Consider the following 20436-nt stretch of genomic DNA (forward strand, 5'->3'; position numbering starts at 1 on the left):
TAAGGTTAAGTGGGTTCGTGCCGCCATACACCGATCGTCACCCTCGGGCTTGACCCGAGGGCTCTTTACTTACCGCTTGCTCAACAAGTGAAGTCCCCTCGGGTCAAGCCCGAGGGTGACGATCTATGGATTGTGAAAGGCCAGCGATCAGCCCCGCAGCCCCGACCAGGCCGGATCGGACGCATAGCTTTCGGTCGGGATGGTCAGCAGGTTGCGGCCCCAGATGTCGACGCTCATCAGCTTGGGGCCGTCATTACCGCCCGGATCCTGGAAGAACATGATGACGCGTCCGTTCGGCGCCCAGGTCGGGCCCTCGGCGTGGAAGCTCGAATAGAGCATGCGCTCGCCCGAACCATCGGGGTTCATGATGCCGATGTTGAACTGGCCGCCCGACATGCGGGTAAAGGCGATGAGATCGCCTTTCGGTGACCACACGGGAGTGGAATAGCTGCCCTGGCCGAAGCTGACACGCTGCGCGTTACCGCCGCCGGCGCCCATCATGTAGATCTGCGGGGAGCCGCCGCGATCGCTTTCGAAGACGATGCGGCTACCATCGGGCGAGTAGGACGGGCCGGTATCGATCGCTGCCCCCGAGGTGAGCTGCGACGGCGTGCCGCCGCCGGTGCCCACGGCATAGATATTGGTTGCGCCGCCCTGCTCCACCGAGAAGACCACAGTGCCGCCGTCAGGCGAGAAGCGCGGCGCGAAGGTCATGGCGCCGACATTGGCCAGTCGCTGCTGGCGGCCGGTGGACAATTGCAGCAGGTAGACCTGCGGATTGCCCTCGGCAAAGTTCATATAGGTCACCATGTCGCCATTGGGGGCGAAGCGTGGCGTGAGGGCCATCGTCGACCCGTCCGTCAGGTACTGCACGTTGGCGCCATCCTGGTCCATGATGGCCAGGCGCCGCACGCGATTGGCCTTGGGACCGCTTTCGGCGGTGTAGATGACGCGGGTATCGAAGTAGCCCGAGCCGCCAGCCAGCGATTCATAGATCGCGTCCGAAATGATGTGCGCCACGCGGCGCGATGAATTCGGATCGGTATTGTAGCTCTTGCCGACCACCTGCGCCGCCTGCTGCGTATCCCAGACGCGCACCGACGAGGAAATGGTGCCGCCGCGCTCGACGCCGCCCATCACCAGCGCATCGACATTCGCCGTGCGCCAGGTGTTGAAATCGGGGGTGCCATTGGGGTCGCCGACCTGGATCGGCAACGAGGCCGGATCGAGCGGCAGGAACAGGCCCGAACGGCGCAGGTTGGCGCGCACGATCTCGGCTATCTCGCGCCCGAAGGTCGGGTCGGACGAGGCGAAATCCGGAATGGCGATCGGCAGCGGCTGGAAATTAGCGCCTTCCACGACGATCTTGAGCTGGGCCATGGCCATTGAGGAGCCGGCCAGGAGTGCCCCGCCAGCCAGGCCGAGCTTGAGCGCATTGCGCCGGGTGATCAGGGTCATATCAGTCTCCATTCTTGCCGCCGGGAGCATTCTGCTCGCCAAACGTGCCAATTCAAAGTCACGGCCGCAGTTCCACTTGGATCTGCCGCCATTCGTTGTATGCATCCGCCGACAGCATCTCGTACGGGCCGCAGGCCTGGACCGCGCGCTGCGCCGCCCGGGCCACCGCGCCACCCGCCGGTGACGGATCAGCCGAGATGATGGAACTGCTTGCGACAGTCCGGTCCTGGTTCATCGTCACCATCAGGGTCACGTTGAGCCCACTATTGATGTCGCTCGGCAACAGGTTCCAGCAGGTCTTTATGCGCGCCACCAGCCCGTCGATCGCCGACTGGCTGAGTCGCGCCGAAGTGCCGTCGGTATCGCCCAGCGTCGGTGCCCCACCCTGCCCGGTCGTTCCGCCGGTGGTGTTGTCGTTGTTGATGATGGCAGAAATATCGTCGGCCAGCGACGCATCGAGTTGCTCGTTGGGCTGCTCTTGCGCTGCCTGCTGGGCAGCGGCACGGCGCTTGCGCTCTTCTTCCTCGCGCTTGCGTCGCTCGGTCTCAGCCTGGGCGAATTGCTGGCGCTTGGCCTCAAGGTTGGCCGGACGCGATGCCGGCACCGGTGCAGCGACGGCCGGGGTCACCGGCTCAGGCGTGGGCTCCGGGGTAGGCTCGGGCGTCGGTTCCGGGGTCGGTTCCGGCGTTGGCTCGGGTGCAGGTTCAGGCGCCGGCTCCGGCGTGGGTTCCGGCTCTGGCTCGGGCGTCGGCTCGGGTGGCGTCGGCCGCGTGAATGGCGTTGGCGCTTCAACCGGTTCAGGAGTTGGCTCTGGCGTCGGCTCGGGGGCCGGCGTCGGTTCTGGTTCTGGTTCTGGTTCCGGCTCGGGTTCAGGAGCCGGTTCCGGCGTGGCCTGCGGCGCGGGCGCGGTATTGGTCACCGGCTGGGGCGTGGGCGTATCGGCAGGCGACGGCGTCACCTGGTCCACTTCGGTATTGCCCGTCGGCTGGGCCAGGCTCGCCTGCTGGTCGTCTTCGACGATGGACGGCGTATCGGTCTCGACGATCTCGCTATCGAGCTGTCCGGCCCGGATATTGGAGAATTCCTCGATCGGCACCAGATCGACCGAGATGGCCTCGACCGCAGGCGTCAACGGCTCCGCAAACCCCAGATTGATGAGGCCGATGGTCAACACCGCGATGTGGGCGACGCTCGAGACGGTTACGCCGGTACGCATGGGCTGGACCTACGGCTCCGGCGGGCTAGTGATAAACCCCATCTTGTTGAAACCTGCGCGCTGCAGCAGGCCCACTACCTTCATCACCGCACCATAATTGGCCGTGGTATCGCCGCGCAGGAAGATGCGGTCTTCCGTACCGTTGACGGCCATCGCGGTAACCGTATTGATCAGGTCAGCCTCAGCGACAGGCTCTTCATTGATGGAAATCGCGCCATCCCGCTCAACGGAAATGGTGATCGGATCGGCTTGGCTTGGCATTGGGCTGGCGCTGGCCTGCGGCAGGTCGAGCGGCACGCCCGACGTCATCATCGGCGCGGCCACCATGAAGATGATGAGCAGCACCAGCATCACGTCCACCATGGGCGTGATGTTGATTTCGCTCATGATCGCCTTCTTGCGGCTGCGACGGCGGCGTCCGCCGCCTCCGCCGCCACCGGCAGCTGCACCCATACCCATATCAGCGGCTCCGGGCTTCGAGCTGACGGCTCAGAATGGTCGAGAACTCGTCGGCGAAGCCCTCGAGACGCCCGATCATCTTGGAAGCATCGGAGCTCAGCTTGTTATAGGCGATAACCGCCGGAATAGCGGCGACCAGACCGATGGCCGTGGCAAACAGCGCCTCGGCGATCGGGCCGGCAACAACCGCCAGATTGGTATTGGACGAGGCGGCAATGGCGGTGAAGGCATTCATGATGCCCCAGACCGTGCCGAAAAGGCCGATGAACGGACCAGCCGAGCCGATGGTCGCGAGGAAGCCGAGGCGCTTTTCCAGCGTCTCGCTCTCGCGCGCAATGGCGACATCGAGCACCTTGTCGAGGCGTTGCTGCATGCCGACAAAGCTGGCCGCGTTCTGCTCGTGGCTGCGCTTCCATTCCTTCATCGCCGCAACGAACACCGCGCCAAGCCCACCCGAGGGCTTCTCGGCCTGCTGCTGGTAGAGCTCTTCAAGCGACTGGCCCGACCAGAACGTGCGCTCGAAGCGGTTCATCTCGCTCTGCGTGCGGCGATAAACGATCGTCTTGTCGACAATGATGGCCCAGCACCAGATCGATGCGCCCAAGAGGCCGAGCATGACGGACTTCACAATCCAGTCGGCGGCCCAGAACAGGCCCCAGATGGAAAAATCGGTGTGCGGAACGACGGTTCCCACAGCGTCCATGGCTTCCATGTAGTGATCCTTTTCGGCCCGGTTCACGCACCCGACCCTCAAGCATCAGGCGATGGGGTCGAAATCTGTCAAAATTAAGAGAAATGCCCCGCATGCCGGCCTTTGCAGACCGGCGGACGAGTACAGAGTCCCTTTGCCGTAATTATGGTCAAGAACAGGTTAACAAAAGGAGTCGGCGGGCCATGCAAATGGCGCGGCAAACCTAGGCGCTGGGCGCAAAGCGGGCGAGGATTTCCCGTGGCATTCGCGCCGGGCCGCCTGAGGTCTTGATCGCGACCACCACCACGCTGGCGCGCGTCAATACTGTCTCATCACGCAAAATTGCCTGGCTGAGAGTGAGGCGAGCGCCCGAAAGCGCAGCAACTTCGGTGGTCACGGTCAGTAGATCATCGATATGCGCCGCACCATCGAACTGGATGTCCATGGAGCGCACGGCAAAGGCGATGCCCTCCGCCGCAAGCTCGGAGTGATGAATGCCCTCGTCGCGCAGGAACTCAGTCCGCCCACGTTCGAAGAATTTGAGGTAGGCGGCGTGATAGACGTTCCCGGAGAAATCGGTGTCTTCGTAGTAAATGCGAACGGGAAAGCGGTGACTGATCACGAACCGAACCTCACGGCGAAAAGTTCCGTTGCTGAAGGCAGACTTGCCAGCCGCGTCTGCAGCGGCGCCGGCCGCAGCGGCAGGGCCGAGAGCCGTTGCGGATCGGTGGGCACCCAGCGAAACTCCAGGTCGTTATTGCCGTCACGCACTCGATGGCAGACCTCATCAGAGAGGAACGGGAACGCCTCGGGCACGGTCATCTCATAAAACAGCGCAAACTCGTGCACCATGCGCCCATCGAGCGAGAAGAAGTTCTCGCCGATGAAGACCAGTCGTCCGACGCTGACCACCTGCCCCAGCTCTTCCACCATTTCTCGCGCCACGGTTTCGGCGCTGGTCTCGCCCAGATCGACCCGGCCGCCCGGCAGGGTCCATTGCCTGTCCCCGGTGGGCCGATGCACCAGCACGTGTCCGTGCCGGATGGCGATGCCCGCCGCCCGCATTTGAAAACGCTGGTCGCCATCGTCAAAGGAGACCATCCGCGATTTCACGCTGGAAGTGGTCATGCCGCGACCGTTTCGATATCGACCAGATGCCGGACCGCATCTGGCAAGGGTGACAAATGTCGCTGCATGGCCGCCGGATAGAATGGCGTGTCTGCCAGGCTGGCCGCATCGGCGTCGACCCACTTGAATTCGAGTTCGGCATCTCCGTCGCGAACGCGATGGCAGATACCTTCCCCCGTCCCGAAGACGTCGGGCACCGCCATCAGGTGGTAAAAACCGATCTCGTGATAGTGCCGGCCGCCAAGATCGAACATGGTCTCGCAGGTAAACAGCAGCCGCTGCACCACGACCGTCTGCCCGAGTTCCTCGACCATTTCGCGCTGCAGCGTTTCGGCCGCCGTCTCGCCAAACTCGACCCGCCCGCCCGGCAGCGTCCAGAAATCTTCATGCGTGGCGCGGTGGACCAGCAGGCGGCCATCGCGCAGGGCAATGCCGGCCGCCCGCAGCTGGAAGCGGCGTGGCCCTTCGTCGAAGCAGATCATACGGCGCGCTGCGGTCACGACGGTTCCTTGCCCAGTTCGATCACCACGATTTCCGAACGTGTGCCCAGCCGGATCGGCCAGCCCGAATAGCCCAGGCCCGAGGAGACGATCAGATGCCGGTCGTTTTCGATGATATGGCCATAGACATAACGGCTGCCGTGGCGCGAGGGAACCACGGGCGTCCGGCCGAACACCTTGATCTGCCCGCCATGGGTATGGCCGGACAGGGTCAGGGCGACGCGGGGCGGCACGTCCGGAAAGATATCGGGCTCATGCGCCATCAACACGATCGGTTCGTCGGTCGTAACCTGCGCCAGTGTACCCGCCAGATCGTCAAGCCCCTGCGACGGACCATAGTCGGACGAACGACCCGGCATGAAGGCGAACTGATCGCCCAAGCCCGCCAGCCAGAACCCGCGTCCAGCATGATCGATGCGCACTGCGCGGTTGACATAGACGGGTATGCCAACGCCCGTGAGCGCCCGCTCCGCCCGCGTTGGCCCGCGCGCCACGTCGGCGCGGGTATGGCCGTCATAGTCGTGATTGCCGAGGATAGCATGCACGCCCAGGGGTGCGGAAAGCTTGGCCAGCTCGCTGGCCCATTCATGGGGCAGCAGGTCACGGCCGATATGGGGGCCGGAGGCATAGTCGCCGAGCAGCAGCGTGATATCAGGCGCCAGTGCATTGGCCTGACGGCAGAGCAGCGCCAGCCGCTTGGCATTGGTCCACGGCTCGGAAGCGTGAATGTCGGTCAATACGGCGACGCGGAGCGGCAGGTCGGCGGGCCAGCCCGGCGGGGTCGGCGCGTAGTGGGTAATATGAGCGCTCAAGGCTGTCGGAAGGCCAGGCCGCGCTCCGTCAGGGCCGCCGTAAGTTCGGGAAAGCTCTTGGGGCCGACGCCGTGCAGCGCCGCCACATCCTTCTGCGTCCATTTGGCCAGATCGGCGAAGGTCTTGATACCGGCATGTGCGAGCGCGCCGTGGGCCGGCCGGCTCAGCTTGACCGTACCGGCCAGAGGATCGTTGGGGCTCATTCTTCCGGCTCCTCGAACAGGCTTGCCTGCAGACCCACAAAGCCCTGCGGCACCAGCTTGCCCAAGTGCTGGAACGCGGCGCCGGTCAGCATGCGGCCGCGCGGTGTCCGCTGAATGAAGCCTTGCTGGATCAAATAGGGCTCGACGATTTCCTCGATCGCATCGCGCGGCTCGCTCAGCGCCGCCGCAATGGTCTCGATGCCAACCGGGCCGCCATTGTAGAAGTCGGCAATGGTGGTGAGGTAGCGCCGGTCGAGCTGATCGAGCCCGCGCGCATCGACGTCAAGCCGCAACAGCGCCTTGTCGGCGATGGCACGGGTAATCTCGCCGGAGCCATCGACCAGCGCAAAATCGGTCACTCGGCGTAGTAGCCGCCCGGCGATACGCGGCGTCCCGCGCGACCGGCGGGCGATTTCCATTGCGCCATCGGGCGCCATCGGCATGCCGAGCAGCCGCGCCCCGCGCTGCACGATCTGCACCAGCTCCTCGGGCGTATAGAAATTGAGCCGCACCGGTATGCCGAAGCGATCGCGCAGCGGTGTGGTCAGCAGGCCCGCGCGCGTCGTGGCCCCGACCAGCGTGAACCGCGCCAGGTCGATCCGCACCGAGCGGGCCGCGGGGCCCTCGCCAATGATCAGATCGAGCTGGAAATCCTCCATCGCCGGATAGAGCACTTCCTCGATCGCCGGATTGAGCCGGTGGATTTCGTCGATGAACAGCACATCGCGGTCTTCGAGATTGGTCAGCAGCGCCGCCAGATCTCCGGCCTTCGCAATGACAGGGCCGGATGTGGCACGGAAGCCGACGCCCAGTTCGCGCGAAATGATCTGCGCCAGCGTGGTCTTGCCCAGGCCTGGCGGACCAACAAACAGCACATGATCGAGCGCCGTACCGCGCTGCTTGGCCGCCTGGATGAAGACTTCGAGATTTGCCCGCGCCGCCGCCTGGCCAACGAACTCGGAAAAACCGGATGGGCGCAGGGAAACGTCGAGCGGATCGTCGCGACCGGCCGCGGCGGAAGTCAGATCAGTCAACTACTCAGCTCCCGCAGTCCCAGTCGGATCAGCTTCTCGGTGGGCACGCTGTCGCCTTCGCGGGCAACGATGCGCGCCAGTGCGGCGGAAGCCTGGGCGCTGGAATAGCCCAGATTGGTCAACGCCGAAACGGCGTCGGTGATAGCGCTCGAAGCATTGCCGTCACCCAGCGCCGATTGCAGGCCCAGCGTGCCCGCATCGATGCCACCGCCGGCCGGCACCTTGCCCTTGAGTTCGGTGACCACGCGAATGGCCAGCTTGGGCCCGACGCCATTGGCGCGGCCGATCATCGCCTTATCTTGCAAGGCTATCGCGCTCGAAATCTCGGAGGTAGACAGCACGGAGAGGATCGCGAGCGCCACCCGCGCGCCGACGCCTTGCACGGTCATCAGCAGGTTGAACCACGCCTTCTCCGCCTCGCTGGAAAAGCCGTAGAGGCGGATCATATCCTCGCGGACGATGGTTTCGATGAACACCACCGCCGCCTCGCCGACGCGCGGCAGCTCCTGCAGCGTGCGGCTCGAGCAGAACGCCTCGTAGCAGACCCCGCCGCAGTCGATCAGCACGAAGTCGTCGCCGAAACTGTCGACCAATCCTTTGAGTTTGCCGATCATGCCAGAGCCCTCAGCCGCTGATTGGCCACGCGGTGATGCGCATGGCAGATGGCGATGGCCAGCGCATCGGCGGCATCGGCGCCCTTGAAGTCGGCGGCCGGCATCAGTGTCTTGACCATCAGCGCCACCTGGCCTTTTTCGGCATGGCCGGTGCCGACCACGGATTTCTTGACCAGATTGGCCGCATATTCGGCCACCGGCAGGCCCCGCGCTGCCGGCGTCAGCAGAGCCACCCCGCGCGCCTGGCCCAGGATCAGCGCCGAGCGGGCGCCGGCATTGACAAAGGTCTCCTCCACCGCCGCTTCATCGGGCGCGAACCGGTCGAGCACCTCGCCCAGCGCCGCGAACAGCACGGCCAGCCGCTCCGCCAGCGAACCATCGACCGGCGGCGTCACCGTTCCAGCGCCCACAAAGGTCAGCCGGTTGCCTGTGGTCTCGATAATGCCCCAGCCGCAACGGCGCAAGCCTGGATCGATGCCGATGATTCGCGTGGGAGACGTCATGCCCAATCCTTATTGACTGAGCCGCATCCTACCAAGCCCAATGTGAACAAAAAGGCAACGGGATCGGTGGAAAACCCCGGTTCCGGTAAAATTGCATCTATCCTGCAAACACCATCTTCAAGACCTCGCCCATAGGTTCCCGCCGGGAATGCGGGGATGGTCGGATGACGGGACTTCACAAGCAGCTTCCGAAGTATGCGTGGCTTCGGATTCAGCGGGTAACTGGGGTGGTAACGGCGCTATCGATCGTCCTGTCGGTCGTCATGACCAATGCCATCATGGAAACCTTCTCGGCCGGCGTGAACGTGCAGGGCCTCGCCGTATCCATCCTCACGCCGCTGGCTCTGGGCGGCCCGATGATCTTCTTCCTGATGCTCAAGCATGAGCAATTGCGCCATGCCAACCGTCAGCTGGAAAAACTGGCCACCACCGATTGGCTGACCGCCTGCCTCAATCGCGGCGCTTTCACCCGCGCGGTCACCCAGCACCTGGGCGCATCGCGGCGCCAGGGCGCGCTGCTGTTCGTCGATGCCGACGACTTCAAGGGCGTCAATGACCGTTTCGGCCACGACCAGGGCGACGAGGCCCTGCGCCTGCTGGCCGCCGCGATCCAGGTCGCGGTATCTGAAGGCGGTATCGTCGGGCGGCTGGGCGGCGAGGAGTTCGGCGTTTTCCTCCCCGATGCCGATCCGGTGGCCGCCGACCGGGCAGCCGAGCAGATCCGCAGCATGGTGGCGGCGATCGCCTTCGAGCCCGGGGGAATGCCCTGCCCGCTATCGGTGAGCATCGGCGGAACGACATTTGCCGGCCCGGCCGAATTCTCCGAACTCTATCGGCTGGCCGACCAACGCCTATACGACGCCAAGAATAGCGGCCGCGACTGCGTCGCCATGATGCAGGCCGCTTGACCATGGAGAGCAGCCCCACCTGAGCCGACCCGACCAATGCAATGCCCCGCCCGCCACCGGCCCCACGGCTCGGAGGCGAACCCTCATTTTAGCCAAGAGATTGCGCCCTCATGCTGCCTTCCAAGACTTTGACTGCCCTGCAGAGCTGGTCCAGTGTCGGCCGCTGGACCTTCTTCGGGACGCTGGCCTGCGTCGCCGTGTCGGTGCTGTTCAACGCGCTGTTCTTCGACGATCTGGGCTATGAGGCGCTGCGGCGGTCGATCATCAGCGCCACGGTGCTGCCCATAGCGCTCGGGCTGCCGCTGTTCTGCTACATGAGCATGCGCATACGCGGCCTTGCCATCACCAATGTGCGCCTGGGCATGGTAGCGCGCACCGATAGCCTCACTGCCTGCCTCAACCGCGGGGCCTTTACCGCCAAGGTCAGCCTGCTGCTGTCGCAACGCAAGCCCGGCAGCACCGGCGCTCTGCTGATGATCGACGCCGATAACTTCAAGGCCATCAACGATCTGTTCGGTCACGATGCCGGCGACGAGGCCCTGACCATCATCGCACGCTCCATTCGCGCCATTCTGCGCGCCGGCGACCTGGTCGGACGCATGGGCGGCGAGGAATTCGGCGTCTATTTGCCCGGCGTCGACCAGCGCGGCGCCGAAGCTATTGCCGAGCGCATCCGCCGTTCGGTCAACCTGGCGGCTTTCGCGCCGGAGGGCCGCCAGCGTCCGCTGTCGGTCAGCGTTGGCGGCGCGGTGTTCGAGGGGCCAGCCAGCTTTACCGAGCTGTTCCGCATTGCCGACCAGCGCCTCTATGGCGCCAAGCAAGCCGGGCGCAACCGCACCACCGTCGCTCATTTCGACGACCATCCGGTGATCGGCATCAAGCGCAGCGCATGAAAAAAGGCGGCGCCGTGTGGCACCGCCCTGATCATTCAAAACCTGCGGCTCAGCTTTCTAGCTTGGCGGCTTCTTCGTCGCTCATATCGAAGTTCGAATAGACGTTCTGCACGTCATCGTCTTCCTCGAGCGTCGAAATCAACTTCATCAGCGTCGCGCCCTTTTCGGCGTCGATCGGCGTATTGGTTTGCGGCTTCCAGATGGCCTTGACCGACTCGGCCTCGCCCAGAACCTTTTCCAGCGCCGCGGCAACTTCCACCATCGCCTCGAACGAGGTGGTGATGTAGTGGCCCTCTTCGTCGCTCTCGACGTCGTCGGCGCCCGCTTCGATCGCCGCTTCCATCACCTTGTCTTCCGAGCCGGCCTTGAGCGAGTAGGTGATCTCACCGACCTTGTCGAACATGAAGCCGACCGAATTGGTTTCACCCATCGCGCCGCCATTCTTGGAGAAGTACGAGCGGACATTGGAGGCGGTGCGGTTGCGATTGTCGGTCAGCGTCTCGACGATGATGGCGACGCCGCCGGGGCCATAGCCCTCGTAGCGGATTTCGTCATAGTTCTCGCCATCCGAGCCGATCGCCTTCTTGATGGCGCGGTCGATATTGTCCTTGGGCATGGACTGGGCGCGGGCATTGGTCACCGCGAGGCGCAGGCGGGAATTGAAGGCCGGGTCGGGCATGCCCATCTTGGCTGCCACGGTGATTTCGCGGGCCAGCTTGGAAAAGACCTTGGAGCGCGCCGCATCGGACTTGCCCTTGCGGTGCATAATGTTTTTGGCGTGTGAATGGCCGGCCATCGGTCACTCCCCTCGAATAAGAATGCTGAATTGGTGGCGCGTTATAGGCAAGCGCGCGGGACTTGTGAAGTCAGGCCATTCAAGGCGCGCTGAGCCGAACCGATATGGTTGCCTTCTTGCGATTGAGCGATGCGGCCATCTCCTCAGCCTGCGCAAAACTGCCAACGCCTGACAGCAGCAGCATTTCGGTGTCGATCGGCGTCTGGATAACGGGCGAGGACAGGACGTCACCATTGACGAGGAGATCCGTCTTCTGCCCGACATGATCCAGCGTAAAGGCCGCAAAGGCGGCGCGTGCCTCGGGCGTCAGCCAGACATTTAGCGCCGGTCCACCCGAATAGCCGTCTTCGGCAACTTCCGCCCGCACGACGCCTAGAACCAGTTCTTCGGCCGAAACCCCCGCGGCGCCGAACAGTGCGGCGGCGACAATTCCTAGGCCCAGCGTGCGGAGGAGAGCCATCTCAGAACATCGGCTCCGCCTGCGCCAGCGTACCGCCGATCCGCACCGGGAGCACTTTCGTCGTCAGCCCCGTGCGCGGATCGGTCTCGATTGCCACGCCACACAGCGTCGCTTCGCCTTCAGCCGGCGTAAAGCGTCCATTGGCGATACCTGTGAGGAACCGGTTGAGCGGCTCCTCGGCATCGACGCCGATGATGGAGTCGAAATCCCCGCACATACCCGCATCGGCCATCAGCGCCGTGCCGCCCTTGAGGATGCGCTGGTCAGACGTGGGGATGTGGGTATGCGTGCCCACAACCAAGCTTACCCGCCCGTCCATGAAAAAGCCCATGCCCTGGATTTCCGAGGTCGCCTCGGTGTGGAAGTCGACCACGATGGCATCGGCCTGCTCGCCCAGCGGGCAAGCGGCAACGGCAGCCTCGACGGCGCGGAATGGATCGTCGGTTGGGCCCATGAACACCCGGCCCAGCGCGTTGATGACCAGTACGCGATGGCCATTGCGGCCCTCGACGAACATGGCGCCGCGCCCCGGCGTACCGGCCGGCATATTGAGTGGCCGCACCAGCGTCGGCTCGCGCTCGATGAACGAAATCGTGTCACGCTGGTCGAAGGCGTGATCGCCCAGCGTCACAATATCGGCACCGGCATCGCGCAGCCCCTTGAAATGCGGCTCGGTGAGCCCGCGTCCATGGCTGGCATTTTCGCCATTGATGACGACGAAGTCGAACTTGTAGCGATCGATAATGCCTGGCAGACGCTCGGCAATGGCATCCCGGCCGGAACGGCCCACGACGTCGCCCAGAAACAACAGCCTCATGCGGAAGGGCCGAAGTGACGAACACCGTCTTCGGTGACAATGGCATCGAGCGGCACGTCATGGGCCTCGCGCGGAATAGCGTCGAGTTCCTGCGCCGCGAAGGCAAGCCCAATCAGCTTGGGTTTCTTGCTCATACGCGCCAGCGTGCGGTCGTAATAGCCTCCGCCATAGCCGAGGCGCGTCCCCTGCTTGTCAAAACCCAACAGCGGCATCAGCACGATATCGGGCTCTGCGCGCGGCGCCAGTTCAGCCGGCGCCAGGGTGCCGAAACCGGCCTCGTAAAGCGACGCCCCCTGCTCCCAAACGCGCAGGTCGAGCGGCTCTTCCGCGCCGATGACGACTGGCAGGACCACTGTTTGGTTGCTGTCCATCAAGCGGACCAGGATGGGCTGGCAATCCAGCTCGTCACGGATGCGCCAATAGGCCGCCACGATATCGCTGGCCACCAGCGGGATGTGTTCGAAGAAATGCTGGGTCACGGCGTGAGCCGCGTCGGCGCGATCGGCCTGCGGCAGGGCGGCGCGGGCGGCATGCGCCTTGATCCGGAGCGCGGCTTTGGCCTCTTCGATCTTCTCGTCAACCATGCGGCCTACTGCAACCTGCTTTGAAATAAGGTGCCACCCTGGCCGTGGGATATACGATCCCGGGACCTACTTACGTAGGTGGGCGCCGTATGTCTGAGCCCAGGAGCCCAGTCAGGGACAGCTCCCTTAGGATCGATAAGGCCCCGGGGATATTGGTATCCATCACGCACCGGGCAGCGATCGAGATATAGGCGCTTTGCGGTGCTGTGCAAAGAGTGCGTTACAACAGTTCGAACCAGTTTTGCAGACCGTGGAGAACGCGGAGTATCACGACGTCCTCATTCTCGACGATGTAGAAGATATGGTGGGACCGCAAGGCATGAGGCGGACCATCTGTTGCGATGCCTGCCGCTCCGGCGCCAGGTAAGGCATTTAGCCAGCGTATCGAGCATGTCGACGATCTCTTGTTCGTAAACCTCTGACTGTGCAAAACCGAACCGCAGGGCACCTTCGGCAGCGACTCGGTCTAGATCGTCAACGGCGGCGGCAGTCAGTATCCACGCCAAGGCCTACGCGCTCTTTTTTTGCTCGACGGCGGCTCTGGCCTTCGACCGCATGCGCGCCACCAGCTCATCGCGGGTCATTTGGACCCTGCCGCTTGCCAGCGCATCGTTCACCATCTGCTGCAGCGTCTCGCGCGCTTCCGCCCGGTCCTGATCGCGCCGAACCAGATCCCGCACATAGTCGCTGGCATTGCCGTAGCGACCGGTTTGCACCTGATCTTCGACCCACCGCTTCATCGCATCAGGCAGGGAAACATTCATCGTGGCCATAGCAGGTCTCCTTCCAGGCCAATCTAGCGCTTTTGGCAAACTTTGCCAATGCGGTGGACTTGCTCGTTGCCGCACCAATCGCCACTATCTCGGCGACCAACCGGGGCCGCCGATGTTTGCGCAAATCCTTATCGTCATCATCGTGGCCATCGCCATCACCGCCTTTGCCGAACGGCGCAATTTCCAGCCCGTTCTACTTGTCGCCATGGTGGGGCTAGGGGCTTCGTTCATTCCCGGCATGCCCAGGCTGGAGCTGGCGCCGGAAGTCATTCTAGGCTTCGTGCTGCCGCCCATGCTGTTCTCGGCGGCGCGGGACTTCTCCTTCGCCGAATTCACCCGTCGCATGGGGTCGATCACCAATCTGGGGGTCTTCCTGGTCTTTGCCACGACGATCATCGTCGGCATGGCGATGGCGATCACCGTGCCGGGCATGACGCCGCTGGCGGCCTTGGTGCTCGGCGCCGTCATCGCCCCGCCCGACGCGGTAACCGCCATAGCCATCGGCCGCCGCTCTGCCCTGCCGGTGGCGCTGATGACCGTGCTCAAGGGCGAAAGCCTCATCAACGATGCCGCGGCACTGACCCTCTTCGCCGTGCTGGTTGCCGCCGCCAGCGGCACCCATGCCTTCATCGACAACATCATCCTCTACTTCCTCTATGCGGCGGCGGTCGGCATCGTGCTGGGCATGCTGCTCGGGCATCTGGCCCAGCTGGCACGGCGTCGATTGAGCAATCCCTCGCTGGCCACGGCGGTGTCGATCATCGTGCCGTTTGCCGCCTACCTGCTGGCCGAGGAACTGCACGCCTCGGGCGTCCTTGCCGTCGTGGCGGCCGGGTTCTCGCTTGGTCACCACAATGTGCAGTCGGGCTATGCCGAGCGCATGCAGGAGACCCAGTTCTGGCGCAGTGTCGATACGCTGCTCGAAACCTTCGTCTTCGCCTATATCGGCCTCCAGTTGCGCTTCGTGATCACCGACGCCAATGAGGCCGGTTTCGAGCTGCTGCCGTTGCTGGGCGTGGCAGCCATCCTGCTGGCGGTCATTACCCTGGTTCGGTTCGCCTGGATTTTCGGATCTTCGGTGATTGCGCGGCGCCGTCATGTGGCGTTGCTGCGCAAGCTCAACGATCCGGCAACCTGGGCGAAATTCGAGGCCCGCTTTGCCAGTCGCGGACGCAAGCTGGACCAGGAGCAGATGATCCGACTGCAGCAACGCCCGCTGACCTGGCGGGAAAACCTGGTTCTGTCCTGGACCGGCATGCGCGGCGTGGTGACCCTGGCCGCGGCGGCCGGTGTGCCGGTATTGACCGCCACCGGCGCGGACTTCCCCGATCGCGAGGCCATAGTGGCGCTGGCGTTTCTGGTGACCATCGGCACCCTGCTGCTGCAGGGCCTGACCCTGCCCTGGCTGATCAAGCGGCTGGATGTGGCCGACCCGGGTGACGCGCGTTTCGAGGCCGAGCAGCACGAGAAGGCCACCGACCTTGCCCATGCTGCGACCGCCGAAGCGCTGGAAACCTATCGCCTCGCCAACCCCTCGCCGCAGAGCCAGCGCCTGGTCCAGCTCATGGGCCAGCGCATGCAACAGACGGCCAGCACGGAAGCCAAGGATCAGCAGCGCCCGGGCTTCGACCCCGGCGAGACCTTGACCCTGGGCAAATTGCTGCTCGAAGCCCGCCGCAGCCGGCTCATCGCCGCCCGCGACGCGGGCGAGCTGGACGACACCATCGTGCGGGAAATGCTCGAGACCATGGATCTCGAACAGGCCTTCATGGATACCTGGGATAGTCCCGGGCGCTAACCCTGCGGCAATGGCGCCGCGTCGTCGAGAACTCCGGCCACGCCTTCAAGCGCCCGGGCAGCGTCACTGAGCTTGGCCGCGAATTTCTCTTCCAGCGTTTCGATCTCGGCGGCAACCTCTTGCCCGGCCCGGGTCAGCACGAGCACTTCGGCCTCCAGCGCCTTGATCTTGCGCTCGGCCTCGACCAGTTCGTCCACAACAGCGATACCGGCCATGACGGTCAGCCGGTTGTCGCCGATCTCGCCCACGGCGCCCTTGAGCTGCTCGACATGCCCATTGAGCCGCTCGGCCAGGCCGATCAGGTGCTTTTGTTGGCCCTCTTCGCAGGCCATGCGATACTTGCGGCCATTAATCTCGACATTGACTTCGGGCATCGCGCTACTCCGCCTTCGCCAGAACCGAGCGGACTGTCTCCATCGCCTCGACCAGGCGACGCGATACGTCATGGGCGCTGTCATCGAGACGCTTGGCGCGCGCCGCGGTCTTGTCGAGCTCGGTCGCAAGCCTGGCGCGCTCGTACACCAGCCGCTGTGTGTCGACTTCCATGCGATTATGCTGGCGCAGCCGCGTGCTCAGATTCTTGACGCTGTTATCGAGCCGCGCCAGGGCGCGATCAAACCGCGCAGTGGCAGCACCCAGCCCATCCTCAAGTTCCGTCTCACTCATTGCTGCTACGGTCCTCAATATCAGACGATTCCGGCCGACACAGGGTGCCCCACGCCACGGGGCAATGCAACGCCTGTCCCTGCCCCTTGTCATTGACAGGCAATCCGAACCTGTTATGCCCTAGACCCGCCTTTGGGAGGAGGCTTCCGGCGCCTCTTCTCCCCAGAATTTCAGTCCCAAAGAAAGCGCACGCTCGATGACGAACTCCGCCCAGCAGAACGATTTGGCCAATGCAATCCGCTCGCTGTCCATGGACGCGGTGGAGAAAGCCAATTCCGGCCATCCGGGCCTGCCGATGGGCTGCGCCGATATCGCCACGGTGCTCTTCACCAAGGTGATGAAGTTCGATCCCGCCGACAGCAAATGGCCTGATCGCGACCGCTTCATCCTCTCGGCCGGCCACGGCTCGATGCTGCTTTATTCCTCGCTCTACCTGCTGGGTTACGAGGACATGACCATCGACCAGGTCAAGAACTTCCGCCAGCTCGGCAGCAAGACCGCCGGCCACCCCGAATATCACTTCGCCCAGGGCATCGAGACCACCACCGGCCCGCTCGGCCAGGGCCTCGCCAACTCGGTCGGCTTTGCCGTCGCCGAAGCCAAGCTGGCTGCCGAATTCGGCTCCGACATCGTCGACCACCACACCTGGGTCCTTGCCGGCGACGGCTGCCTGATGGAAGGCATCTCCCAGGAAGCCATCGCGCTGGCCGGTCACCTCAAGCTCAACAAGCTGACCGTCATCTGGGACAATAACTCGATCACCATCGACGGCGCCGTCTCCAACTCCGACTCCACCGACCAGATCGCCCGCTTCAAGGCGGTGCAGTGGAACACCATCGAGATCGACGGCCACGACCAGGACGCCATCGAAAAGGCGCTGCTTGAAGCCAAGAAGAGCGACAAGCCCACCCTGATCGCCGCCAAGACCACCATCGGCTTCGGCGCACCAAAAAAGGCCGGCACCGAGAAGGTACATGGCGCCCCGCTCGGCGCCGAGGAACTGGCCGGCGCCAAGGCCGCGCTTGGCATCACCTACCCCGCCTTTGAAATTCCGGCCGAGATCCTCAATACCTGGCGCGCCGCCGGCACACGCAGCCAGAACATTCGTGGCGAATGGCAGTCCCGTCTTGCCGCCTCGCCCCACAAGGCCGAGTTCGAGCGCCGCACCAAGGGCGACCTGCCGGCCGAGTTCAAGTCGGCCATGGACGCCTACAAGAAGAAGCTGGTCGAGGATAAGCCCAAGGTGGCGACCCGCAAGTCGAGCCAGATGGCGCTCGACGTGATCAACGCCGTCCTACCCGAAACGCTGGGCGGCTCAGCCGACCTGACCCACTCGAACCTGACCAACACCAAGGAAATGGTGCCGTTCCAGGCTGACAACCGTCTGGGCCGCTACATGATGTACGGCATTCGCGAGCACGAAATGGCCGCAGCGATGAACGGCGTCGCCCTGCACGGTGGCCTCATTCCCTATGGCGGCACCTTCATGGTCTTTACCGACTATGCCCGCCCCGCCATCCGCCTCGCCGCGCTGATGGAACAGCGCGCCATCTATGTCATGACCCATGACTCGATCGGTCTCGGCGAAGACGGCCCCACCCACCAGCCGGTGGAACACCTGACAGCTCTCCGCGCCATCCCGAACCTGCTGGTCTTCCGCCCGGCGGATGCCGTCGAAGCCGCAGAATGCTGGCAGCTTGCGCTGGAATCGACCACTGCGCCATCGATCTTGGCCCTCAGCCGCCAGAACCTGCCGGCCTTGCGCACCGAGTACCAGGCCGAAAACCTCTGCGCCAAGGGCGCCTATGTCATCGCCGGCGACAAGAATGCTGACGTCGTGATCTTCGCGACGGGCTCGGAAGTGGCCATCGCCGTCGAGGGCCAGAAGCAGCTGGCCGAAAAGGGCATTGCCGCCAAGGTCGTATCGGTCCCCTCCATGGAATTGCTGGCCAAGCAGTCCGATGCCTACAAGGCCGAGCTCTACGGCAATGCCAAGGTCCGCGTCGCCATCGAAGCTGGCATCGAAATGAGCTGGAGCAAGCTGCTGGGCGAAAAAGGTCGCTTCGTCGGCATGCACTCCTTCGGCGCTTCCGGCCCCATCGACGCGCTCTATGAGCACTTTGGTCTTACGGCCAAAGCCGTTGTTGAAGCCGTCACCGCACAGTTGTAAGAGGGCGAAAGTCTTCCTCCTGCACACCTCCCTTCCTAACTCCCTCCCTAGGAGCGTCTAATATGGCAGTCCGCGTCGCCATCAACGGTTTTGGCCGCATCGGCCGCAACGTCCTGCGCGCCATCATCGAATCCGGCCGCACCGATATCGAAGTCGTGGCCATCAACGATCTCGGCCCGGTCGAGACCAATGCCCATCTGTTCCGCTTTGACAGCGTACATGGCCGTTTCAACGGCACCGTGACCGTCGATGGCGACACCATCGACGTGGGCCGCGGCCCGATCAAGGTGACCGCCGTCCGCGATCCGGCCGAGCTGCCGCATGCTGCCATGAAGGTCGATATCGCCCTTGAATGCACCGGCATCTTCACTTCCAAGGAAAAGGCCAGCGCTCACCTCAAGGCCGGCGCCAAGAAGGTGATCATCTCGGCTCCGGGCGACGGCGCCGACAAGACCATCGTTTATGGCATCAACCACCAGAGCCTGACCAAGGACGACCTGGTGATCTCAAACGCCTCGTGCACCACCAATTGCCTGGCTCCGCTGGCCTATGTGCTGCACAAGGAATTCGGCATCGAAAAGGGAATGATGACCACCATCCATTCCTATACCGGTGACCAGCCGACCCTCGACACCATGCACAAGGACCTCTATCGCGGTCGCGCCGCTGCCTTGTCGCAGATCCCGACCTCGACCGGCGCTGCCAAGGCCATCGGCCTGGTGCTGCCCGAGCTCAAGGGCAAGCTCGACGGCGTCTCGATCCGCGTGCCGACCCCGAACGTCTCCTGCGTCGACTTCAAGTTCATTTCCAAGCGCAACGTGACCGCCGACGAGATCAACGCCGCCGTCAAGAAGTATGCCGATGGTGAGCTCAAGGGCATTCTGGGCTATACCACCCAGCCCAACGTCTCGATCGACTTCAACCATGACAGCCACTCCTCGACCATGGCCTTCGACCAGACCAAGGTGATGGACGGCAATTTCGTGTCGGTCCTCTCCTGGTACGACAACGAATGGGGCTTCTCCAACCGCATGGCCGACACCGCCGTGGCGCTGGGCAAGACGCTCTAAGGCTTCTGCGGCCTGCGAATTTGATCAGCCCCGTCGCTTAGCGGCGGGGCTTTTTTGTTTGCTGACACGATCTGTCAGGACAGTGTCGCAACTAAAGTCAGTGTGCGCGGCCCCACCCCACCCTCATTCCCTCCCCATCAAGGGGAGGGAGGCGCTAGCGCGGCCGTTCGTGTTCATCGTCTCCCTCCCCCTTGTGGGGAGGGATCAAGGTGGGGGGGGTCACGCGCACCGGGGCAAAGGAGGCAACATGTCCAAAATCGATTTCCGCAAGACCGTCGATAGCTATCGCGCCACCAAGACAATCGAGCTCATCGATGTCCCGCCCATGACCTTCGTCATGGTAGATGGATCAGGCAATCCCAACACCGCCCCGGCCTATCAAACCGCCATCGAGTGGCTCTATTCGACCAGCTACGCGCTCAAGTTCGCATCCAAGGCAGCGCTCGGTCAGGACTATGTCGTACCGCCACTCGAGGGCCTCTGGTGGGCCGACGACCCCGCTGACTTCGTCGCCCGCCGCAAGGACAACTGGCGCTGGACCATGATGATCATGGCACCCGACTTCCTGACCCAGACCATGTTCGAACAAGCCGTCGCCAAATCGGCCGGCAAGCTCGGTGAACGACCCCAGACATTGCGGCTCGAAACCCTCAACGAAGGCGCATGCCTGCAGGTGCTGCATATCGGCAGCTACGATGACGAGGGTCCCACGCTCGCGCAGCTGCACGATGTCGAAATGCCAGCCCGCAACCTCGCCTTTAATGGCCACCACCACGAAATCTACCTGAGCGACGCCAGGCGCACCGCGCCAGCCAAGCTCAAGACCATCCTGCGCCAACCGGTTCGCCGGGACTGACCACCGCCAATGTCTTGCCAATCGCAT

Annotated in this window: 25 protein-coding genes and 1 other RNA gene; 6 read left to right on the forward strand and 20 right to left on the reverse strand. The window is 63.8% G+C overall.

Going from position 1 to position 20436, the window contains the following annotated elements; translation table 11 throughout:
* Positions 1 to 147: 147 nt before the first annotated feature.
* From tolB to ruvC, 12 genes are all read right to left on the reverse strand, one after another.
* Positions 148 to 1458, reverse strand: coding sequence for a Tol-Pal system beta propeller repeat protein TolB (gene tolB / locus MF606_RS16435; protein ID WP_240230421.1), 1311 nt, complete (start codon positions 1456 to 1458; stop codon positions 148 to 150).
* Between the two features lie 58 nt (positions 1459 to 1516).
* Positions 1517 to 2674 (reverse strand): hypothetical protein, encoded by a 1158-nt coding sequence (locus MF606_RS16440; protein WP_240230422.1) that lies wholly within the window; start codon positions 2672 to 2674, stop codon positions 1517 to 1519.
* A gap of 9 nt (positions 2675 to 2683) precedes the next feature.
* Entirely contained in the window at positions 2684 to 3133 is a 450-nt protein-coding gene (gene tolR / locus MF606_RS16445; RefSeq protein WP_240230423.1) for a protein TolR, read from the reverse strand.
* Position 3134: 1 nt separating this feature from the next.
* Positions 3135 to 3836, reverse strand: coding sequence for a protein TolQ (gene tolQ / locus MF606_RS16450; RefSeq protein WP_240233874.1), 702 nt, complete (start codon positions 3834 to 3836; stop codon positions 3135 to 3137).
* Positions 3837 to 4047: 211 nt separating this feature from the next.
* The gene (gene ybgC / locus MF606_RS16455) at positions 4048 to 4446 is read right to left on the reverse strand and encodes a tol-pal system-associated acyl-CoA thioesterase (protein WP_240230424.1); all 399 of its coding nucleotides are present in this window, start codon (positions 4444 to 4446) and stop codon (positions 4048 to 4050) included.
* A complete protein-coding gene (locus MF606_RS16460) occupies positions 4443 to 4952 on the reverse strand; it encodes an NUDIX hydrolase (RefSeq protein ID WP_240230425.1) in 510 nt (169 codons plus the stop codon). Before MF606_RS16460 ends, ybgC begins: the two co-directional genes overlap by 4 nt.
* A complete protein-coding gene (locus MF606_RS16465) occupies positions 4949 to 5452 on the reverse strand; it encodes an NUDIX hydrolase (protein ID WP_240230426.1) in 504 nt (167 codons plus the stop codon). The genes MF606_RS16460 and MF606_RS16465 overlap by 4 nt, the downstream gene beginning before the upstream one ends.
* The gene (locus tag MF606_RS16470; RefSeq protein ID WP_240230427.1) at positions 5449 to 6264 is read right to left on the reverse strand and encodes a metallophosphoesterase; all 816 of its coding nucleotides are present in this window, start codon (positions 6262 to 6264) and stop codon (positions 5449 to 5451) included. Before MF606_RS16470 ends, MF606_RS16465 begins: the two co-directional genes overlap by 4 nt.
* Complete coding sequence (locus tag MF606_RS16475; protein WP_240230428.1) at positions 6261 to 6467, reverse strand: DNA-directed RNA polymerase subunit alpha C-terminal domain-containing protein; 207 nt, start codon at positions 6465 to 6467, stop codon at positions 6261 to 6263. The genes MF606_RS16470 and MF606_RS16475 overlap by 4 nt, the downstream gene beginning before the upstream one ends.
* Positions 6464 to 7501: a Holliday junction branch migration DNA helicase RuvB gene (gene ruvB / locus MF606_RS16480; RefSeq protein ID WP_240230429.1), complete on the reverse strand. Its 1038-nt coding sequence runs from the start codon at positions 7499 to 7501 to the stop codon at positions 6464 to 6466. Before ruvB ends, MF606_RS16475 begins: the two co-directional genes overlap by 4 nt.
* Positions 7498 to 8115, reverse strand: coding sequence for a Holliday junction branch migration protein RuvA (gene ruvA / locus MF606_RS16485; protein ID WP_240230430.1), 618 nt, complete (start codon positions 8113 to 8115; stop codon positions 7498 to 7500). Before ruvA ends, ruvB begins: the two co-directional genes overlap by 4 nt.
* Positions 8112 to 8618: a crossover junction endodeoxyribonuclease RuvC gene (gene ruvC / locus MF606_RS16490; RefSeq protein WP_240230431.1), complete on the reverse strand. Its 507-nt coding sequence runs from the start codon at positions 8616 to 8618 to the stop codon at positions 8112 to 8114. Before ruvC ends, ruvA begins: the two co-directional genes overlap by 4 nt.
* Positions 8619 to 8782: 164 nt before the next feature.
* On the opposite strand from ruvC, the gene MF606_RS16495 reads away from it, so the two are divergent.
* Positions 8783 to 9526 (forward strand): GGDEF domain-containing protein, encoded by a 744-nt coding sequence (locus MF606_RS16495; RefSeq protein ID WP_240230432.1) that lies wholly within the window; start codon positions 8783 to 8785, stop codon positions 9524 to 9526.
* Between the two features lie 110 nt (positions 9527 to 9636).
* Entirely contained in the window at positions 9637 to 10419 is a 783-nt protein-coding gene (locus MF606_RS16500; RefSeq protein ID WP_240230433.1) for a GGDEF domain-containing protein, read from the forward strand.
* Between the two features lie 49 nt (positions 10420 to 10468).
* Here the strand turns inward: MF606_RS16500 and MF606_RS16505 are convergent, their stop codons facing one another.
* From MF606_RS16505 to MF606_RS16530, 6 genes are all read right to left on the reverse strand, one after another.
* The gene (locus MF606_RS16505) at positions 10469 to 11215 is read right to left on the reverse strand and encodes a YebC/PmpR family DNA-binding transcriptional regulator (protein WP_240230434.1); all 747 of its coding nucleotides are present in this window, start codon (positions 11213 to 11215) and stop codon (positions 10469 to 10471) included.
* A gap of 79 nt (positions 11216 to 11294) precedes the next feature.
* Positions 11295 to 11675, reverse strand: coding sequence for a SecDF P1 head subdomain-containing protein (locus MF606_RS16510; protein WP_240230435.1), 381 nt, complete (start codon positions 11673 to 11675; stop codon positions 11295 to 11297).
* Position 11676: 1 nt separating this feature from the next.
* A complete protein-coding gene (locus tag MF606_RS16515) occupies positions 11677 to 12492 on the reverse strand; it encodes a TIGR00282 family metallophosphoesterase (RefSeq protein ID WP_240230436.1) in 816 nt (271 codons plus the stop codon).
* Positions 12489 to 13076 (reverse strand): 5-formyltetrahydrofolate cyclo-ligase, encoded by a 588-nt coding sequence (locus tag MF606_RS16520; protein ID WP_240230437.1) that lies wholly within the window; start codon positions 13074 to 13076, stop codon positions 12489 to 12491. Before MF606_RS16520 ends, MF606_RS16515 begins: the two co-directional genes overlap by 4 nt.
* A 26-nt stretch (positions 13077 to 13102) precedes the next feature.
* Positions 13103 to 13259: non-coding RNA, 6S RNA (ssrS, locus tag MF606_RS16525), on the reverse strand.
* Positions 13260 to 13585: 326 nt separating this feature from the next.
* Positions 13586 to 13849 (reverse strand): type II toxin-antitoxin system ParD family antitoxin, encoded by a 264-nt coding sequence (locus tag MF606_RS16530; protein ID WP_240230438.1) that lies wholly within the window; start codon positions 13847 to 13849, stop codon positions 13586 to 13588.
* A 112-nt stretch (positions 13850 to 13961) separates the two neighbouring features.
* Here MF606_RS16530 and MF606_RS16535 point away from each other — a divergent pair, with 112 nt between their 5' ends.
* Positions 13962 to 15647: a cation:proton antiporter gene (locus MF606_RS16535; protein ID WP_240230439.1), complete on the forward strand. Its 1686-nt coding sequence runs from the start codon at positions 13962 to 13964 to the stop codon at positions 15645 to 15647.
* Here the strand turns inward: MF606_RS16535 and MF606_RS16540 are convergent.
* A complete protein-coding gene (locus tag MF606_RS16540; protein ID WP_240230440.1) occupies positions 15644 to 16021 on the reverse strand; it encodes a cell division protein ZapA in 378 nt (125 codons plus the stop codon). The two genes, MF606_RS16535 and MF606_RS16540, sit on opposite strands and share 4 nt — an antisense overlap.
* 4 nt (positions 16022 to 16025) lie before the next feature.
* Positions 16026 to 16313, reverse strand: a complete 288-nt coding sequence (locus MF606_RS16545) for a DUF4164 family protein (RefSeq protein ID WP_240230441.1) — start codon at positions 16311 to 16313, stop codon at positions 16026 to 16028.
* Positions 16314 to 16509: 196 nt separating this feature from the next.
* Here MF606_RS16545 and tkt point away from each other — a divergent pair, with 196 nt between their 5' ends.
* From tkt to MF606_RS16560, 3 genes are all read left to right on the forward strand, one after another.
* Complete coding sequence (gene tkt / locus MF606_RS16550) at positions 16510 to 18483, forward strand: transketolase (protein WP_240230442.1); 1974 nt, start codon at positions 16510 to 16512, stop codon at positions 18481 to 18483.
* 62 nt (positions 18484 to 18545) lie between these two features.
* Positions 18546 to 19553, forward strand: coding sequence for a type I glyceraldehyde-3-phosphate dehydrogenase (gene gap, locus MF606_RS16555; RefSeq protein WP_240230443.1), 1008 nt, complete (start codon positions 18546 to 18548; stop codon positions 19551 to 19553).
* A gap of 247 nt (positions 19554 to 19800) precedes the next feature.
* Positions 19801 to 20409: a GyrI-like domain-containing protein gene (locus MF606_RS16560; protein ID WP_240230444.1), complete on the forward strand. Its 609-nt coding sequence runs from the start codon at positions 19801 to 19803 to the stop codon at positions 20407 to 20409.
* Positions 20410 to 20436: the final 27 nt, after the last annotated feature.

Origin of the sequence: Devosia lacusdianchii (genome assembly GCF_022429625.1) — a bacterium.
Lineage (GTDB): Bacteria > Pseudomonadota > Alphaproteobacteria > Rhizobiales > Devosiaceae > Devosia > Devosia lacusdianchii.

Bases quoted from the DNA above. Each gene is read 5' to 3' on its own strand.
- tolB (WP_240230421.1), bottom strand. From the start codon at position 1,458: ATGACCCTGATCACCCGGCGCAATGCGCTCAAGCTCGGCCTGGCTGGC.
- MF606_RS16440 (WP_240230422.1), bottom strand. From the start codon at position 2,674: ATGCGTACCGGCGTAACCGTCTCGAGCGTCGCCCACATCGCGGTGTTG.
- tolR (WP_240230423.1), bottom strand. From the start codon at position 3,133: ATGGGTATGGGTGCAGCTGCCGGTGGCGGCGGAGGCGGCGGACGCCGC.
- tolQ (WP_240233874.1), bottom strand. From the start codon at position 3,836: ATGGACGCTGTGGGAACCGTCGTTCCGCACACCGATTTTTCCATCTGG.
- MF606_RS16460 (WP_240230425.1), bottom strand. From the start codon at position 4,952: ATGACCACTTCCAGCGTGAAATCGCGGATGGTCTCCTTTGACGATGGC.
- MF606_RS16475 (WP_240230428.1), bottom strand. From the start codon at position 6,467: ATGAGCCCCAACGATCCTCTGGCCGGTACGGTCAAGCTGAGCCGGCCG.
- ruvA (WP_240230430.1), bottom strand. From the start codon at position 8,115: ATGATCGGCAAACTCAAAGGATTGGTCGACAGTTTCGGCGACGACTTC.
- ruvC (WP_240230431.1), bottom strand. From the start codon at position 8,618: ATGACGTCTCCCACGCGAATCATCGGCATCGATCCAGGCTTGCGCCGT.
- MF606_RS16495 (WP_240230432.1), top strand. From the start codon at position 8,783: ATGACGGGACTTCACAAGCAGCTTCCGAAGTATGCGTGGCTTCGGATT.
- MF606_RS16500 (WP_240230433.1), top strand. From the start codon at position 9,637: ATGCTGCCTTCCAAGACTTTGACTGCCCTGCAGAGCTGGTCCAGTGTC.
- MF606_RS16505 (WP_240230434.1), bottom strand. From the start codon at position 11,215: ATGGCCGGCCATTCACACGCCAAAAACATTATGCACCGCAAGGGCAAG.
- MF606_RS16510 (WP_240230435.1), bottom strand. From the start codon at position 11,675: ATGGCTCTCCTCCGCACGCTGGGCCTAGGAATTGTCGCCGCCGCACTG.
- MF606_RS16515 (WP_240230436.1), bottom strand. From the start codon at position 12,492: ATGAGGCTGTTGTTTCTGGGCGACGTCGTGGGCCGTTCCGGCCGGGAT.
- MF606_RS16520 (WP_240230437.1), bottom strand. From the start codon at position 13,076: ATGGTTGACGAGAAGATCGAAGAGGCCAAAGCCGCGCTCCGGATCAAG.
- MF606_RS16530 (WP_240230438.1), bottom strand. From the start codon at position 13,849: ATGGCCACGATGAATGTTTCCCTGCCTGATGCGATGAAGCGGTGGGTC.
- MF606_RS16535 (WP_240230439.1), top strand. From the start codon at position 13,962: ATGTTTGCGCAAATCCTTATCGTCATCATCGTGGCCATCGCCATCACC.
- MF606_RS16540 (WP_240230440.1), bottom strand. From the start codon at position 16,021: ATGCCCGAAGTCAATGTCGAGATTAATGGCCGCAAGTATCGCATGGCC.
- MF606_RS16545 (WP_240230441.1), bottom strand. From the start codon at position 16,313: ATGAGTGAGACGGAACTTGAGGATGGGCTGGGTGCTGCCACTGCGCGG.
- tkt (WP_240230442.1), top strand. From the start codon at position 16,510: ATGACGAACTCCGCCCAGCAGAACGATTTGGCCAATGCAATCCGCTCG.
- gap (WP_240230443.1), top strand. From the start codon at position 18,546: ATGGCAGTCCGCGTCGCCATCAACGGTTTTGGCCGCATCGGCCGCAAC.
- MF606_RS16560 (WP_240230444.1), top strand. From the start codon at position 19,801: ATGTCCAAAATCGATTTCCGCAAGACCGTCGATAGCTATCGCGCCACC.